At 69.6% G+C, this 16,857-nt stretch carries 7 protein-coding genes and 1 pseudogene; all 8 read right to left on the reverse strand.

Going from position 1 to position 16,857, the window contains the following annotated elements:
* Positions 1-85: 85 nt before the first annotated feature.
* Complete coding sequence (gene treY, locus K244_RS0100815; RefSeq protein ID WP_020184337.1) at positions 86-2,731, reverse strand: malto-oligosyltrehalose synthase; 2,646 nt, start codon at positions 2,729-2,731, stop codon at positions 86-88.
* Complete coding sequence (malQ, locus tag K244_RS0100820; protein ID WP_020184338.1) at positions 2,728-4,815, reverse strand: 4-alpha-glucanotransferase; 2,088 nt, start codon at positions 4,813-4,815, stop codon at positions 2,728-2,730. Before malQ ends, treY begins: the two co-directional genes overlap by 4 nt.
* The gene (gene treZ, locus K244_RS0100825) at positions 4,812-6,566 is read right to left on the reverse strand and encodes a malto-oligosyltrehalose trehalohydrolase (RefSeq protein WP_020184339.1); all 1,755 of its coding nucleotides are present in this window, start codon (positions 6,564-6,566) and stop codon (positions 4,812-4,814) included. The genes malQ and treZ overlap by 4 nt, the downstream gene beginning before the upstream one ends.
* Positions 6,563-8,695: a glycogen debranching protein GlgX gene (gene glgX, locus K244_RS0100830; RefSeq protein ID WP_020184340.1), complete on the reverse strand. Its 2,133-nt coding sequence runs from the start codon at positions 8,693-8,695 to the stop codon at positions 6,563-6,565. Before glgX ends, treZ begins: the two co-directional genes overlap by 4 nt.
* A gap of 115 nt (positions 8,696-8,810) precedes the next feature.
* Entirely contained in the window at positions 8,811-9,227 is a 417-nt protein-coding gene (locus K244_RS0100835) for a hypothetical protein (RefSeq protein ID WP_155931480.1), read from the reverse strand.
* 53 nt (positions 9,228-9,280) lie between these two features.
* Entirely contained in the window at positions 9,281-11,464 is a 2,184-nt protein-coding gene (gene glgB / locus K244_RS0100840) for a 1,4-alpha-glucan branching protein GlgB (protein WP_020184342.1), read from the reverse strand.
* A complete protein-coding gene (gene treS / locus K244_RS0100845; protein ID WP_081761393.1) occupies positions 11,461-14,775 on the reverse strand; it encodes a maltose alpha-D-glucosyltransferase in 3,315 nt (1,104 codons plus the stop codon). Before treS ends, glgB begins: the two co-directional genes overlap by 4 nt.
* Positions 14,772-16,727 (reverse strand): annotated as a pseudogene (locus K244_RS0100850) (alpha-1,4-glucan--maltose-1-phosphate maltosyltransferase); the annotation flags it as partial. The pseudogene K244_RS0100850 and the gene treS, both read right to left, overlap by 4 nt.
* Positions 16,728-16,857: the final 130 nt, after the last annotated feature.

The raw sequence follows: 16,857 nt of genomic DNA on the forward strand, positions 1-16,857 counted from the left end.
CCCGGCCCCCCCGGGCCGTCGGCGTCTTGCTGCGCCGGTCAACGATTGAAGCACGAAGCTGGGAGAATGAAATCGATCCCAAAGACTAGCGTTCGCTTGCCGCCGGCGCCAGGAAAGCGACGGGAAGTCTAAGAAAATCAGAGAGTTCGATCGCCGGCGAGCGGTTGACGCCGCGCCCCGACAGTCGATCGATCATGTCGATCGTCGCGAGGTGTGACGGCAAGGCCACGCGTGTGCCTGCGACATCTTGCGCCGCGAGGCCGAACTCGGGTCCGGAGCCGAGCAGTCGCGCCGTGCGACGCAGCGCGACCACGATCACCAACTCGTCCCCAAGCCGTCGGGCGAAGGCGACCACGTCGGCGGCCAGCGGGCCTTCGACCACCAACGGTTCGTAGGCGCCCTTCGAGAACAGCTCGGGACGACGCGCGCGTTCGCCGAGCACCGCGGCGATCACCGCCTGCTTGGTCGCGCCGTCCCGCCAATGGCCGGCTGCGGCTTCCGCGGTCTCCGCCCTGGCGAGCGCAGTTCCGCGGGCGGCGTAGTCGACGGGGCGCCGGTTGTCCGGATCGACCAGCGTTAGGTCCCAGAATTCCGTGCCCTGATAGGTGTCGGGCACGCCAGGCGTGGTCAGCTTGAGCAGGGTCTGGACGAGCCCGTTCGCCGCGCCCGCCGGGCCGATCCGGTCCGCAAAGGCCGCGATGTCGGAGCGCAGCCCGGCGTCCGGGCCGGTGAGAATCCCCATCAGCAGATCGCGCGCCGCGGTCTCGTAGGCGTCGTTCGGCGTCGTCCAGTCGGTCGCGAGCTTCGCTTCGCGCAGCGCCTTCTCCTGCCAGCCGGCGACGCGGTTCGCGAAGGTTCGGCAGCCGTCGGCGTCGCCGGGGTCGAGATCGTGCGGCCAAGCCCCGACGAGCGTCTGGTAGAGGATCTGCTCGTCCCCGGCCGAGGGCGCGGTCTCCGTGCGCAGGGGCGCGGCGGCCTCGCGCCAGCGCGTCACGGCGGCGATCCACTCGTCGGGGATCTCGCTCAGCACCGCGAGCCGCGCGCGCACGTCCTCGCCGCGCTTGTGGTCGTGGGTCGCGCCGGTGAGCATCGCGTTCGGGAAGGTGCGGGCCCGCGTCGCCGCCTTTTCGTGGAAGGTCGGGACGTCGATCGCGAAGGTCGCGACGTCGAAGCCGACGTCGGTGCGCGAGAGCAGCTTGCCATGGCGGTAGAACGCGGTGTCCTCGACCGCCTTCGCAGCCACGGGCGCCGACAGCTGCTGGAAGCGACGGATGGCCTTGTCGCGGAGGAGCGGCTGCTCCTCGACCGCCGGCTTGCCGCCGAGCCACCCGTCGAGAAGCTCGAGCACCGGCAGGTCCGCCGGCAGGATCGACTGCCGCGCCTTCTCCATGGCGCGCGCGAAGATCGGCTTGTCGGCTTCGGTCCGCCCCTCCGTGGCGTTGGCGTAGGTGCGGTAGGCCGGGAAATGCGCCAGCAGCTCCACCAGCCCACGCCGGATCGCCGCCCGCGCGGTGTCGCGGGTGTCGAAATCAAGCCGCGCCACGCGGTGCAGCGCGTCCGTCGCCTGATCGAGCTGGGACGAGAAGGAGCGGTCCAAGATCTCGCGCCGCGCGATCTCCTCCTCCGCGTGGAAGTCGGCCGGCCGCCCGCTGATCTCGGCCCAGAAGGCGGAGAGTTTTTCATCGCCGCTCGCGTCGTGGAGCAACAGGCTGACCTCGTCCATGAAGTCGTAGCCGCTGGCCCCGTCCACGCCCCAGTCCTTGGGCAGCTCCTCGCCCGGACCGAGGATCTTCTCGACGACGAGATAGGCCTTCTGCCCCGCGAGCGCGCCGGGACGGCTGCTCTGGGCGTCGTCGAGATGCTCGCGAAGCCGGCGGGCGTAGCCGCCGGGGTCCATCAGCCCGTCGATGTGATCGACGCGAAAGCCGTCGATCAAGCCCTCGGCGTAGAGGTTCAGCAGCAGCTCGTGCGTGGCGTCGAACACCGCGGGGTCGGCGATGCGCAGGCCCGCAAGTTCGTTGACGTCGAAAAACCGCCGCCAGTTGATCTCGTCGCCCGCCACCATCCAGTGCGCGAGCCGCCAGTTCTGCTTCTCGAGCAGCGCGTGGAAGCGCGCCAGACCCTCCTCGGTCGAGGGATCGTAGGCCTCGAGCCCGGCCGCCTCGATCTCGTAGCGGTCCTCGGGCCGGAGCGGGAACATGTGATCGGCGTAACGCACCACCAGCCCGCCGCGCTTGCCTTCGCGGGTGATCTGCAGGTCGCCGTTGCGGAGCGTCTCGCCGTAGGTCGAGCCAAGCGTCGGCAGCAGGATCTTGCCGTGCAACGCCGGGTCCGCCGGCTCCCAGTCGATGTCGAAGAAATGCGCGAAGCGGCTGCCGCGGCCGTAGGTCAGCACGTCGAGCCACCAGGCGTTGTCGTCCTTGCCGACCGCCATGTGGTTGGGAACGATGTCGACGATCAGCCCAAGGCCTTCGGCGCGCAGCGCGCCGACCAGCGCGCGCAGTCCGTCCTCGCCGCCGAGCTCGGGGTTGACCGTCGTCGGGTCGACGACGTCGTAGCCGTGCATCGAGCCCGCGCGGGCGGTGAGGATCGGCGAGGAGTAGAGATGACTGATCCCGAGCTTGCGGAGATAGGGCGCGAGCGGGATCGCCCTCTCGAACGGAAAGTCTTTGTGGAATTGCAGGCGCATCGTCGCGCGGGGCGGGGCGGCGGGCGTCTGCGGGTCGGTCACGTGTGGCGTCTCCGGTTGAGGCTGCGGAGCCGCCCGAGGGCGGCTTCGTCGTTCAGCAGGTCTGAGGCGGGCGCCGGAAGGCGTCGACGCCAGTTCGGATGTTCGTCGAGCGTGCCCGGTAGGTTCGGCTGATCGGTGACGCCCAGCGCATCCTCGAGCGGCAGAAGCACGAGCTTCGACGGCGTTTCGCTCAGGAAGCGCACGGCGGCGTCGACCGCGAGCGCGGGGCGTTCCGGCGCGGGAGGCTCGCCGTCCGCCGCGCCGGCCTCGGTGAAGGCGCGCCAGAGATCGATCCGGTCCTGCGCGCGCGAGCCGAGGTCGTTCTCGGCCGTCTCCCCGGACTGCTGGCCCGCGATTGCGGCGCGCAGCGCGATGTCCGCGCCCGTCCACCAGCCGGCCATGGTCGGGAGGTCGTGGGTGGTCGTCATCGCAAGCGCGTCGGCGGGATAATAGTACGGCGGGAAGAAGTGCGCCTCGTCCTTCTCGAACTGGAGCACGCGCATGCCCGCCACGCCAGCGTCGGCCAGCCGCTCGCGGAAGCCGTCCGGCACGGTGCCGAGGTCCTCGCCCACGACGACAGCGTTGTTGCGCAGAGACTCCAGCGCGATCAGCCGCAGCATGTCGTCGACGGGATAGGAGAGGTAGGCGCCTTCCTTGGCGCTCGCGCCCTCGGGCACCATCCAGAGCCGCGCGAGGCCCATCGCGTGGTCGATGCGGACGCCGCCGGCGTTCTTCATGCAGGCGCGCAGCGTCGCCAGGAACGGCGCGTAGGCGCGGGCCTTGAGCGCCATCGGCGAGAAGGTCGCGAGGCCCCAGGCCTGACCGTTCGGGTTGAACAGGTCCGGCGGCGAGCCGACGGAGAGGCCGACCAGCACGTCCTCCTGCCGGCTCCAGGCGTGGCTGCCGCCGGCGTCCATGCCGACGGCGAGGTCCGAGATCAGGCCGATCGCCATGCCGGCGTCGCGCGCGAGCTTCTGCGCCGCGCCGAAGGAGCGGTCCGCGAGCCACTGCAGGAAGAGGTGGAAGCCGACCACGTCGGCGTGCTCCGCGGCGAAGGCCGCGACTTCGGCGCTGTTCGGATCCCTCAGCGCCTCCGGCCAGCTGCGCCAGCTCCATTGCCGGTGGTCGGCCCCGAAGCGGGCGCCGTGCAGCGTCTCGAACCGCGCGTGCTCCTCCAGCAGCGCCCCTCCGTCCGCGCGGAAGGCCGCGAAGTCGGCGGCGAGGCGGCCCGGCGAGGCCTCCTGCAGCTCGACGGCCCGGAAGCTGTCGTACAGCGTCCGCAGGCTGGAGAGCTTGGCGCGCGCGGCGGCAGGCCAGTCGATGAGGGCGGCACGCTCCGCCTCGGCTCGCGCGTCCTCGGCGTCGGAGACCCTGATCGCCTCCCGCACGCGGTCCTCGCCGAACAGGAAATCGGGGTCGGCGTGCAGCGGGTTCAGGAACAGGCGGCTCGAGGGCGAGTAGGGTCCGAAATGGTGGGGGTCGGCGGAGAAGCCGGCGTGGAGCGGCGAAAGCGCCACGGCGTCGGCGCCAGAGTGCGCGGCGGCCAGAGCAAGCGCCGCGACGCCGCCCATGTCGCCGACGCCGCCGTCGCCCGAGCGCGTGAGGCCGTAGACCTGGGCCGCGAGGCCCCACATCCGGCGGGCGCCCGCGACGTCGACGATGCTGACGCCTCGCCGCGGCGCGACGGCGACGGTGATCACGCGGTCGCCGACCTCGAGCCGGTGGTAGCCGGGCTCGAGGATCGGCCGCATCTGGGCGCGGCCGTCGTCGCCCACCCCGAGCGTCACGTCGAAGCTCTCGCCGTCTTCGCGGACGAGGAGCGCCTGGCTCATCGGCCGGGCGTCGACCGTGAAAGGCTCGCCGAGCCGCGCGGTCACGAAGTCCGACGGCGCGCGCGCATGGGCGTCGAGCGTCTCGGTCGAAGAGCGGATGTCGCCCTCGGACTCGGCCGGCAGGCCGATCGTCTTCAACAGCCGTCGCAGCGTGTCCGGCCGCACCGTCTGGGCCTTGCCGGACTGGTCGGTCCACTCGACCGAAAAGCCCGCCCGTCCGGCGAGGTCGCGAACGTGGTCGTCAGCGCTCACGCTGCGGTCTCCAGCAGGGCGATGGTCGTGAAGGCGGGCAGTTCGCCGGCGCGGGCGGAATCCGACGCGCCGAGGTCGCTTTCGAACAGCAGCGGGCCGGCCAGTCCGGCGATCTTCACTGACTTGTCATCGAGATTGAGCGCGAGCGTCAGCTTCGCGCCGTCGCCGAGCGTCCAGCGCGCGACGGCGGCCTTCGGGCCGACCGCCTCGGCGCCCTCGGAGCGCGTACCGGGAATGCGCGGCGCGATCTCGGCGGCCCGCAGCCGCAGGAGCGTCTTGAACAGCGCCGAGCGCGCCTCGGCCCGCTCGGGATGCGGCTTGGGGATCGAGTCCTCGAAGGTCTTCGGCGCGTTCGGGTCCGGCACCTCGGCGCCCGCGAAGGCGGCGAACTTCGCGAACTCCTTGCGGCGGCCTTCGCGCACCGCGTCGGCCAGATCGCCCTGGTGATCGGTAAAGAACAGGAACGGCGTCTCGCTCGCGACCTCCTCGCCCATGAAGATCATGGGCACGTGCGGGATCAGCAGCAGGGCCGCCGTCGCCGCCTCGACGCCCTTCGCCGGCGCGAGCGTGGACAGCCGGTCGCCGAAGGCGCGGTTGCCGATCTGGTCGTGGTTCTGGAGGAAACTCACGAAGGAGGTCGTGGCCAGATGGCCGCTCGGGGTCCCGCGCCGCTTGCCGTCGAGATGGGGCGACGGCTCGCCCTGGTAGACGAAGCCTTCCGACAGCGTGCGGGCGAGCTTGCCCGCGGTGTCCTCGGCGTAGTCCTCATAATAGCCCTCGCGCTCGCCGGTGAGCAGCACGTGGATGACGTGGTGGAAGTCGTCGTTCCACTGCGCGTCGACGTCGCCCGCGAGGTGGCTCTGCTCGTTGTGCTCGTTTTCCAGGACGAGGTGGACGTGGCGTCCAGGCTCGACGGCGGCGTGGACCGTCGCCGCCATCTCGTCGATCCAGTCGCTCTCGGAGATCGCGTGCACCGCGTCGAAGCGCAGGCCGTCGAACCGGTACTCCATCAGCCAGTACAGCGCGTTCTGGGTGAAGAACGCGCGCACCTCCGGCAGCCGGAAGTCGATCGCGCCGCCCCAGGGCGTGTGCAGGTCCTTGCGGAAGAAGGTCGGCGCGTAGGAGCCGATGTAGTTCCCGTCCGGACCGAAGTGGTTGTAGACCACGTCCAGCATCATCATCAGGCCGAGCTCGTGCGCCCGGTCGATGAGCGCCTTGAGATTCTCGGGGGTCCCGAAGGCCTCGTCGGGAGCGTAGGGCAGCACGCCGTCGTAGCCCCAGTTGCGAGCGCCCGGAACGTCGTTGATCGGCATCAGCTGGACGGCGGTGATCCCGAGCTGCGCCAGCCGCGGCAGCGCCTCCGCCACGCCCTTGAAGCCGCCGAAGGCGCCGACGTGCAGCTCGTAGACCACGGCCTCGTGCCAGGGCCGGCCCATCCATCCGGCCGTCCGCCAGCGATAGGCCCTGGGATCGACCACGACGCTCCAGCCGTGGATGTCGCCGTCCTGGAACCGGGAGGCGGGGTCGGACACGGTAAGGCCGTCGGGAAGCTGGAACCGGTAGCGGGCACCGGCGGGAACCGGCAGCGTCGCCGCGAACCAGCCGTCGGCGGCGCGCTCCATCGCGATCGTTTCGCCGTCGCGGACCTCGAGCCGCACCTCCTGATGGGCGGGCGCCCAGAACCGGAACGTCGTCCCTGCCTCGCCGTATGCCGCGCCGAAGGTCAGATCTAGGCCGAAGGCGTCGCTCACCGTTTGGTTCCGTTCGCGTGACGCCCGGAAGGGCGCGTTGGGGCTGGGCGCACCGCCATCACGAGGACGGCGCTGCGGGCTGCGACGATGACGACATCATCCTCGAGCGTCCGCTCCGGCGCCTCGGGGGCGGCGGTGTCGACCAGCAGGGTCGTCGGCAGCGCCGGAGGCGGCAGCTTGAACGAGCGGTCGTCGGACGTCGGATTGAGCATCAAGGTCAGGATGGGAACGGCGCCGTCCTCCCGCCGGGCGGCGCGTCGCAGCGATAACGTCCGTTCATCGGGGTTGTTCCAGGCGTCGGAGCTGATCGCCTCGCCGGCCTCGTCGAACCAGGCGATGTCGAGCACGCCCGGCGCGGGCTCTTCGCGGCCGTGGAGGAAGTGCTTGCACCGCAGGATCGAGTGCTCCGCCCGCAGGCGCGCGAGGCGCCCCACGAAGGCGGTCAGCGCCCGGCCTTCGTCGCTTTCCGCCAGCCGCCAGTCGACCCAGGAGACGCTGTTGTCCTGGGCGTAGGCGTTGTTGTTGCCGCCCTGCGTCCGGCCGAACTCGTCGCCGGCCAGGAGCATCGGGGTGCCATGGGCGAAGAAGACGCTGGCGAGCAGCCCCCGAACGACGCGCGCCCGGGTCTCGAGGATGTCAGGGTCGTCGGTCGGACCCTCGACCCCCCAGTTCGACGAATAGTTCTCGCCGTGGCCGTCCCGGTTGTCCTCGCCGTTGGCGTGATTGTGCTTCTGCACGTAGGCGGCGGCGTCGGCGAGGGTGTAGCCGTCGTGGCTCGCGACGAAGTTTACGGAGGCCCAGGGCTTGCGCGAGCGACGGTCGAACAGGTCGCTGGAGCCCGCGAGCCGCGCGGCGACTTCGGGGCGCTGGCCGGGGTCGCCGCGCCACAGCCGTCGCATGCTGTCGCGGTACTTGTCGTTCCACTCCGCGAAGCCCGGCGGGTGATGGCCGAGCTGGTAGCCGCCGGGGCCGATGTCCCACGGCTCGGAGATCAGCTTGACCCGCTGCAGCACCGGATCCTGGCGGATCGCGTCGAAGAAGCCGGAGCCGGGATCGAAGCCGTGCTCCTCGCGCCCCAGCGAGACGCCGAGGTCGAAGCGGAAGCCGTCGATATGGTAGGCCTCGACCCAGTAGCGCAGGCTGTCCATCACCATCTGCAGCACCCGCGGGTGGCTGAGGTTCACGGTGTTGCCGGTGCCGGTGTCGTTGACGCAGAGCCGCCAGTCGTCGCGGACGTGGCGGTAATAGCTGGCGTTGTCGAGGCCGCGGCACGACAGCGTCGGCCCTTCCTCGCTGCCCTCGGCGGTGTGGTTGTAGACGACGTCGAGGAAGACCTCGAGGCCGGCGGCGTGCAGGCGGCGGACCGCGACCTTGATCTCGTTCAGCGAACCGTCCGAGAGGTAGCGCTGCTCGGGCGCGAAGAAGGCCAGCGTGTTGTAGCCCCAGTAGTTGCGCAGGCCGAGCTCGATCAGCCTGCGGTCCTGCGCGAAGGCGTGGATCGGCAGCAGCTCGACCGCGGTGATCCCGAGCCTCTTGTAGTGCTCGATCATCTGCGGGCTCGCGAGCGCCGCGAAGGTGCCGCGCTCGTGCGGCCGGATGTCGTCGCGCTGCATCGTGAGGCCCCGCACGTGCGCCTCGTAGATCACCGTCTCCTGCCACGGCGTGTTCGGCGGCCGGTCGTCGCCCCAGTTGAAGGCGTCGTCGACCACGACCCCCTTCGGCATTCCGGGCGCGCTGTCGCGCCGGTCGTAGGAGAGGTCGCCGCGCGGGCTGTGCAGCCGGTAGCCATAGAGCGCGTCGGACCAGCGCACCTCGCCGGCGACCTGCTTGGCGTAGGGGTCGAGCAGCAGCTTGTTCGGATTGAAGCGGTGACCGTGCTGCGGCTCATAGACGCCGTGGGCGCGGAAGCCGTAGAGCAGCCCGGCGCGCGCCTCCGGCAGATAGCCGTGGAAGACCTCGTCCGTCTTCTCGGGCAACGGCAGGCGGCCGATCTCCCGGCGCCCGGACGGGTCGAACAGGCATAGGTCGATCTGGTCGGCGTTGGCGGAGAACACCGCGAAGTTCACGCCGAGCCCGTCCCACGTCGCGCCGAGCGGGTAGGGCGAGCCAGGTTCGAGCGTCTGGCTCATGGGCGCGCCGCCGCAGTGAAGCGTCCGCAGGCGGGTGTGGGGGGCGGGCCTGCATGGTGTCGAGCGTGATGCAATGGTTCGTCCCGAAACGGCGTGGTCGGCGAGTGTCGCGCGTCTAGCGTCCCCGCGCGCAGGCGCTCGGCATGCGCGCGACGAGGGCTGCGAGGCCGTCGGCGGAGTGTAACGACCTTTGCGCAGTATCGCCGATCTGAACCCAGATCGCTCCCTTCGCGGCGACGATGCGATCGAGGACGACGCGCGCCTCGTCTCCGGCGGCGACCAGGCGGGCGCCGTCTGCTGTCCACGCCTCGGAGAAGGTCGCGCCGTCGATCTCGTAGCGCACGCGAACGAGACCCTTCGCGCCGCGCGCCGCTGGCGAGACGACCGCCTTGAGCTGGCCGCCGGAGCAGGAAAGCCCAAGGGCCTCGTTCGTCGCCGCGTCGACGGAGAACGCCAGCGCGGACCCTGCGGCGGCGTTCTCCCGGTAGCTCCAGGCGGCGGACGCCGGAGACGAGACGTCCGACGCCGCCATGAGCGCGGCGCCGCAGAGGGCGGCGCCGTAACGCGTCGATCGCGACGCCGCCGTCATTCCGCGCGCAGGAAGACGACGCCGAGCGGCGGCAACGTCAGGTCCAGCGCCTGTCGTTCCCCATGACTTTCGACGTCCGTCGTTGGAAGTCCGCCGCCGTTGCCGACGTTTGAACCGCCGTAGATCCCCGCGTCCGTGTTCATGATCTCGCTCCACGTTTCGGCTTTCGGAACGCCGATCCGATATCCGTGCCGCGGCACGGGCGTCAGGTTCGCCACCACGAGGATGGGCGCGTCGCCTTCGTCGCCGACGCGCAGGAAGGCGAAAACCGAGTTCGCGCTGTCGTCGCCGACGACCCAACGAAAGCCAGCGGGATCGGCGTCGCGGCGGTGAAGCGCGGGATTGGCGCGGTACAGATGGTTGAGGTCGCGCATCAGCCGCTGGATGCCGGCGTGGTTCGGATCATCCAGCGCCGGCCAGTCGACCTGATCGTCATGGTTCCACTCCCGCCATTGCGCGGTGTCAGCGCCCATGAACACCAGCTTCTTGCCGGGGTGGCTCCACATCATGCCGTAGAGCGCGCGCAGGTTGGCGAACTTCTGCCAGAGGTCGCCCGGCATCTTCTGGATCAGCGAGCCCTTGCCATGCACGACCTCGTCGTGGCTGAGCGGCAGGACAAACTTTTCCGAGAACGCGTAGACCAGGCCGAAGGTTATGCCGTCGTGGTTGTGCTGACGGTAGATCGGATCCTGCTCCATGTAATGGAGCGTGTCGTGCATCCAGCCCATGTTCCACTTGTAGTGGAAGCCGAGGCCTCCCTCCGTCGTCGGCCGCGTCACGCCGGGCCAGGCGGTGGACTCCTCGGCGATCATGATCGCGCCCGGCGCGCGCTCGCGCACCACCGCGTTCAGGTGCTGGATGAACCCGACCGCCTCCAGGTTCTCGCGGCCGCCGTACTGGTTCGGCACCCACTCCCCGGCCTTGCGGCTGTAGTCGCGGTAGAGCATCGAGGCGACGGCGTCGACGCGCAGCCCGTCGACATGGAAGGTCTCCAGCCAATGCAGCGCGCTGGCGATCAGGAAGCCCTGAACCTCGCGCCGGCCGAAGTTGTAGATCGCGGTGTTCCAGTCGATGTGGAACCCCTCGCGCGGGTCGGCGTGCTCGTAGAGCGCGGTGCCATCGAACCGGCCAAGGCCGTGGGCGTCTGTCGGGAAATGGGCGGGAACCCAATCCAGCACCACACCGACGCCCGCGGCGTGGGCCGCGTCGACGAAGCGCGCGAAGTCTTCCGGAGCGCCGTACCGCGCGGTCGGCGCGAACAGGCCGAGCGGCTGGTAGCCCCACGAGCCGCCGAAGGGATGTTCGGTGATCGGCAGCAGCTCGATGTGGGTGAATCCCATGTCGACGGCGTAGGGGATCAGCTTTTCGGTCGCGAAGGCCCAATCGACTTCGCGCCCGTCCGCCTTCATCCAGGAACCAAGGTGCGCTTCGTAGAACGACAGCGGCTGGTCCGGCTCCTGCGCCTTCGTGCGGCGCTCGATCCAGTCGGCGTCGGTCCAGACGTAGGGCTCGGGCGAGGCCACCACGGAGCCAGTCGCCGGCGACATCTCATAAGCGCGCGCGACCGGATCGGCCTTGTCGGGCAGGCGCGCGCCGTCCGGTCCATGGATCGCGAACTTGTAGCGCTCGCCGGGGCCGACGCGCGGCACGAACAGCTCCCAGACGCCGGCCGGTTGGCGCAGCCGCATCGGGTTGCGGCGCGAGTCCCAGGCGTTGAAGTCGCCGATGACGGCGACCGAGCGCGCGTTCGGGGCCCAGACCGCGAAGCGGACGCCCGCGACGCCGTCGACGGTCATCGCGTTGGCGCCCAGCGCCGACGCCAGCTGGAAGTGGCGCGCCTCGGCGATGAGGTGGAGGTCGAGGTCGCCGAGCAGCAAGCCGAAGGTGTAGGGGTCTTCGATCTCCTGAACCGCGCCGGGCCAAGTGATCCGCAGGAGATAAGGATCGACGCCGCGCACGCGGCCCTCCCAGACGCCGTCGCCGACGTCCGCGAGTTCGCCGACCAACGCGCCGCTTGCGCGGTCGACGACCCCGACCTTGAGCGCGCCCGGCAGGATGGCGCGGACGTAGGGTCCGTCGCCGTCGTCATGGCGGCCGAGCACGGCGAACGGATCGCCGTGGCGGCCCTGGGCGAGGGCGTCGCGCGCGCCGCGGTCGAGCGAGGTGGTGGTCACCGTCATGCGGAGGCTCCGTCGTCAGGCGCCAGCCGGGCGGCGAGGGCGTGGAGGCCCCCCAGCGGCACGTCGATCCAGGCCGGCCGGTTGGCCGCCTCGTAGGCGATTTCGTAGGCCGCCTTCTCGATCAGGAACATGTCGAGCAGCGGCTCGGAGACGCCGCCGCCGGCCGCCTCGATCGTGGTGCGATAGGCCGCGAGGAAGCCTTCTCCGGCGTCCGCGCGGAAGCGCTCGATGAAGGCCTCGCGGCGCGGGCCGGCGACATGAGCCGAGGCCTGCTCGTTGCGGCCGACCATCGCCGCGGCGTAGTCGAACGAGCGCAGCACGCCGGCCACGTCGCGGAGCGGGCTCGCCTTGCCCCGACGCTCTTCCAGCGGCCGCGCCGGCTCGCCTTCGAAGTCGATGAAGACGATGTCGTCGCCCGCGACCAGGATCTGGCCGAGATGCAGATCGCCGTGGATGCGGCTGACGGTTGACCCCACGCCCTCGTCGGCCAGCCGGCCGATCGCGGCGGCGAGAGCCTCCTTGCGGCGGACGACCGACTCCGCCCGCTTGCCGAGCGCCTCGGTCTCCCAGGTCGGCTTGGCCTGCAGGGCGTGGATCGCGCCGTCGAGCAGCGACAGCGCCCGGGCCTTCCAGCTTTCGACGTCCTTGGTGGCGGCGGGCTGCGGGGCGAAGTCCGGATCGTCGCTCGGGCGCGCCAGCGTCGCATGCAGCTCGCCGAGGCGCTTGCCGAGCGTCGCGGCGAAGGCGGTGAACTCCGCGAAGCGATGGTCGTCCGCCATCTCGCCGCCGCCCGTCGCCCCGAACTCGTCGAGCGCGCGGGTGAGGTGGTCGAGCGTCCAGGTCCAGGCGTCGCCCTGGTTGCGGATGAAGCCTTGGATGATCGCGAGCGTGGCGCGTCGCCCATCCGCGTCGACCCGCACCATCTCGCCGAGGAAGGGCGCCGCGTTGGCGTAGCCCTGCTCGGTGAGGTAGCGGCCCATCTCCGCTTCCGGATGCCGCCCCGCCGCGATCTTGCGCAGCAGCTTGATCATCATCAGGTCGCCGGCGATCAGCGACGAGTTCGACTGCTCGGCGGACAGCCACAGGATCTCGGCGTCGTCCGGCAGCGTGGGGATCTCGACGCCGGCGGTCGGCTCGAACCGGATCTGTCCGCTCGCGCCGTCGATGACGCGTTCGTCCCGCAGGGCGTTGGCGATCGCGAAGGCGAAGCTCGGGATTGCAAAGGCGTCGGTCAAGAGGTGGACGTCGCGGCCCTTGCGGACGCGGGCGAGGGCGAGGCGGCCGGGGAGCGCCGACAACGTCTCGTCTTCGGAGACGACCGCGAGCGGCAGCAACCAGCGGGTCGGCTCCGCGCCGCCGGTGACCTCGACCTCGACCAGGCCGATGTCCTGGCCGCGCGCCGACAGCCGCGTCAGCGACTTGATGCGCGGCAGGATCTGCTTCTGGTCTTTCCCTGAGAACCAGCGGCGCTTGGAGAGGTAGGTCGGCAGCACCGCCGTCTCGAGCGTCTTGCGCGCCTCGGTCTGCATGGCGTCGTCGACGCCGGCGCGCAGCACCAGCGTCTCATAGTCCGGCAGGGGCTCCGGGGCCGGGCTGTGCCAGGCGGGCGCCGCCTGCGCGGTCGTCAGCACGAATGAGTAGAACCCGTAGGGCGGCAGCGTGAGCAGATAGGTGAGCTGGCCGATCGGCGGGAACACCGAGCCGGCCGTCAGTTCGACCGGCACGCGACCTTCGAACTCCGAGAGCTCGAGTTCGACCGCCTGGGGGCTGCGGCCCATGTTGGCGACGCACAGGATGGCCTCGCCGTCGTGCTCGCGCAGGTAGGCCAGGATGCGGCGGTTCTGCGGGAACAGGAACCGGATCGTCCCGCGCCCGAAGGCGGCGTGCCGCCGCCGCGTGGCCAGCATCCGGCGCGTCCAGTTCAGCAGCGAGTGCGGGTCGCGCGCCTGCGCCTCGACGTTGACGGCGTAGTAGCCGTAGAGCGGGTCCATCACCGGCGGCAGCACCAGCGACGCAGGATCGGCGCGCGAGAAGCCGCCGTTCCGGTCGATCGACCACTGCATCGGCGTGCGCACGCCGTCGCGGTCGCCGAGGTGGATGTTGTCGCCCATGCCGATCTCGTCGCCGTAGTAGATCACCGGCGTGCCGGGCATCGACAGCAGCAGCGCGTTCATCAGCTCGATGCGCCGCCGGTCGCGCTCCATCAGCGGGGCGAGACGGCGCCGGATGCCGAGGTTGATGCGGGCGCGCTTGTCGGACGCGTAGGTGTTCCAGAGGTAGTCACGCTCCTTGTCGGTCACCATTTCGAGCGTCAGCTCGTCGTGGTTCCGAAGGAAGATCGCCCACTGGCAGTTGTCGGGGATCGCCGGCGTCTGCCGCATGATGTCGGTAATCGGGAAGCGGTCCTCCCGCGCGATCGCCATGTACATCCGCGGCATCAGCGGGAAATGGAACGCCATGTGGCATTCGTCGCCGTCGCCGAAATAGTCTTTGGTGTCCTCGGGCCACATGTTGGCCTCGGCGATCAGGAACCGGTCGGGATAGGTGCGGTCGAGCTCGGCCCTGATCTTCTTCAGGATGTCGTGGGTCTCGGGCAAGTTCTCGTTCGACGTGCCGTCGCGCTCGATCAGGTAGGGCACGGCGTCGAGTCGCAGGCCGTCGATGCCGAGGTCGAGCCAGAACTTCATCACCCCGAACACGGCCTTCAACACCGCGGGGTTTTCGAAGTTCAGGTCGGGCTGGTGGCTGTAGAACCGGTGCCAGAAGTACTGGCCGGCGACCGGGTCCCATGTCCAGTTCGAGCGCTCGGTGTCGAGGAAGATGATGCGCGTTCCGGAGTAGAGCGTGTCGTTGTCCGACCAGACGTAGAAGTTGCGGTGCGCCGAGCCCTTCTTCGCCGCCCGCGCCCGCTGGAACCAGGGGTGCTGGTCCGAGGTGTGGTTGATGACGAGCTCGGAGATCACCTTGAGGCCGCGCCGGTGCGCTTCGGCGATGAAGCGCTTCACGTCGGCGAGCGTGCCGTAGTCCGGCGAGACGCCCTTGTACTCGGAGATGTCGTAGCCGTCGTCGAGCCGAGGGCTGGGGTAGAACGGCAGCAGCCAGATCACGCTGACGCCGAGGCCCGCGATGTAGTCGAGCTTCGAGATCAGGCCCGGGAAATCACCGATGCCGTCGTCGTTCGAGTCGAAGAACGACTTCACGTGCACCTGGTAGATGATCGCGTCCTTGTACCACAACGGGTCGACGCCCTCGCGCGACACCACGGTTCCGCTGGGCTGCGTTAGTTCGGCGTGTGCCACAGGCGCGTTCATGCCGATGCTCCAGGTAGGTTCGTGAGGCGCCAGACGTGAAACGGCATCTCCGCCGGGTTCACATAGATCCACTGCGACTTGCCGGTCAGGGTGAAGCGGTTTCCGCGCATCAGGTCCTCGACCGCAACCGTTCCGTCGTCGGGCAGGCCGAACTCCCAAAGCGGGATCTCGTAGGCCGCGTGCTTCTCCGCGTGGGGATCGAGGCTGACGAAGGTGAGGATCATGTCCTCGAGGCCCGCGCCGTCCGCCTTCGGCCGCGACTTGCCGTAGAGCAGGATCTGGTCGTCGAAGCAGTTGTAGAACGTCACGCCGAGATGGGTCTGCAGCGCCGGGTTCTGCTTGCGGATGCGGTTCAGCCGAGTGATCTCGGAGATGATGTTGCCGGGCTGGTTCCAGTTGCGGATGCGGATCTCGTACTTCTCGCTGTCGAGATACTCTTCCTTGCCGGGCAGGGGCGCGCTCTCGCAGATCTCGAAGCCGTTGTACATGCCCCAGAGACCCGACAGCGTGGTCGCGAGCGCCGCCCGGATCAGGAAGCCGGGACGGCCCGACGTCTGCAGGAAGTAGGGGTTGATGTCCGGCGTGTTGACGAAGAAATGCGGGCGGAAGAAGTCCTTCGGCGCCGTCGTCGTCAGCTCCGTCAAGTACTCCGCCATCTCATGCTTGGTGTTCCGCCAGGTGAAGTACGTGTAGGATTGCGAGTAGCCGACCTTCGCGAGGCGGTACATCACCTTCGGGCGGGTGAAGGCTTCCGAGAGGAAGATCGCGTCGGGATGCATCGCCTTCACCTCGGCGATCATCCACTCCCAGAACGGGAACGGCTTGGTGTGCGGGTTGTCGACGCGGAAGGTCTTGACGCCCTCGGACGCCCAGAACAGCACCACGTCGCGCAGCGCGATCCACAGGCCAGGCACGGCGTCCGGTCCGTAGAAGTCGACGTTGACGATGTCCTGGTACTTCTTCGGCGGGTTCTCCGCGTATTTCATGGAGCCGTCCGGGCGCCACTTGAACCAGCCGGGGTGCTCCTTCAGCCACGGGTGGTCCGGGGAGCACTGGATCGCGAAGTCGAGCGCGATCTCAAGCCCGTGCTCCTTCGCCGCCTGCACCAGCGCGCGGAAATCCTCGATCGAGCCGAGTTCAGGATGCAGCGCGTCGTGGCCGCCCTCGCGCGCGCCGATTGCATAGGGCGAGCCGACGTCGGTCGGACCGGGGGTCAGGGTGTTGTTTGGGCCCTTGCGGTTGCTCGTTCCGATCGGGTGGATCGGCGGGAAATAGAGCACGTCGAAGCCCATGTCCCGGATCATCGGCAGCCGCTTGACGACGTCGCGGAAGGTGCCGTGCCTCGTCGGATCGCCGCTCTCGGAGCGCGGAAACAGTTCGTACCAGCTTGCGAACTCGGCCTGCACCCGTTCGACCTCGACGCCGAAGATGTCGGAGCGCGAGGCGAAGGCCCGTGGGTCGGCGGCGACGGCCGCAGCGTGCGCTTCCGGCGAGAGCAGCTCGACCACACGCGTCGGGACGTCGGCGGCGCGGGTGGACAGGATAAAGTCAGAAAGGGTTCGGGCTGTCTCGGCGGGGGCCTGGGCTGCGATGTCCTCGAGCAGGAGCAGACCCTCGTCGGTCTCCAGCCGCACGTCCAAACTGGCTTCGCGCTTCTTGGTCAGATCGCGCCGGAAGGTGCCGAAGTCGTCCCACCACGCCTCGACAACGAACTCATGGCGCCCGATCGCGTCGGGCGTGAGCGTCCCGCGCCAGCGATCGTTGATGACGTAGGCCATCGGGCTGCGCCGCCACTCCCCGCCCAGCGGGCGCCAGAGAACGTCGGCCTTCAGCACCTCGTGGCCGTCCGCGAAGATGTCGGCCTCGACCACCAGATCGCGTCCGACGATCGTCTTTACCGGAAACCGCCCCCCATCCACCGTCGGCGTCACCGCCTCGATCGCAATGCGTGGGCGTTTCACGCCCTCGATGGCGTCGATTGAGGCGAGGGTCATGCGGCGGTCTCCCTTAAATTGAAGGCTACGGCGATCGAATCGGCGTGGGACGCGACGTCCAGCGGGAGGTCGTGCGGAACCCCACAGA

The organism is Methylopila sp. 73B (assembly GCF_000526315.1).
Classification (GTDB): domain Bacteria; phylum Pseudomonadota; class Alphaproteobacteria; order Rhizobiales; family Methylopilaceae; genus Methylopila.

Excerpts from the sequence above, each read along its gene's own strand:
- treS (WP_081761393.1), bottom strand. The coding sequence starts at position 14,775 with ATGAACGCGCCTGTGGCACACGCCGAACTAACGCAGCCCAGCGGAACC.
- glgX (WP_020184340.1), bottom strand. The coding sequence starts at position 8,695 with ATGAGCCAGACGCTCGAACCTGGCTCGCCCTACCCGCTCGGCGCGACG.
- K244_RS0100835 (WP_155931480.1), bottom strand. The coding sequence starts at position 9,227 with ATGGCGGCGTCGGACGTCTCGTCTCCGGCGTCCGCCGCCTGGAGCTAC.
- glgB (WP_020184342.1), bottom strand. The coding sequence starts at position 11,464 with ATGACGGTGACCACCACCTCGCTCGACCGCGGCGCGCGCGACGCCCTC.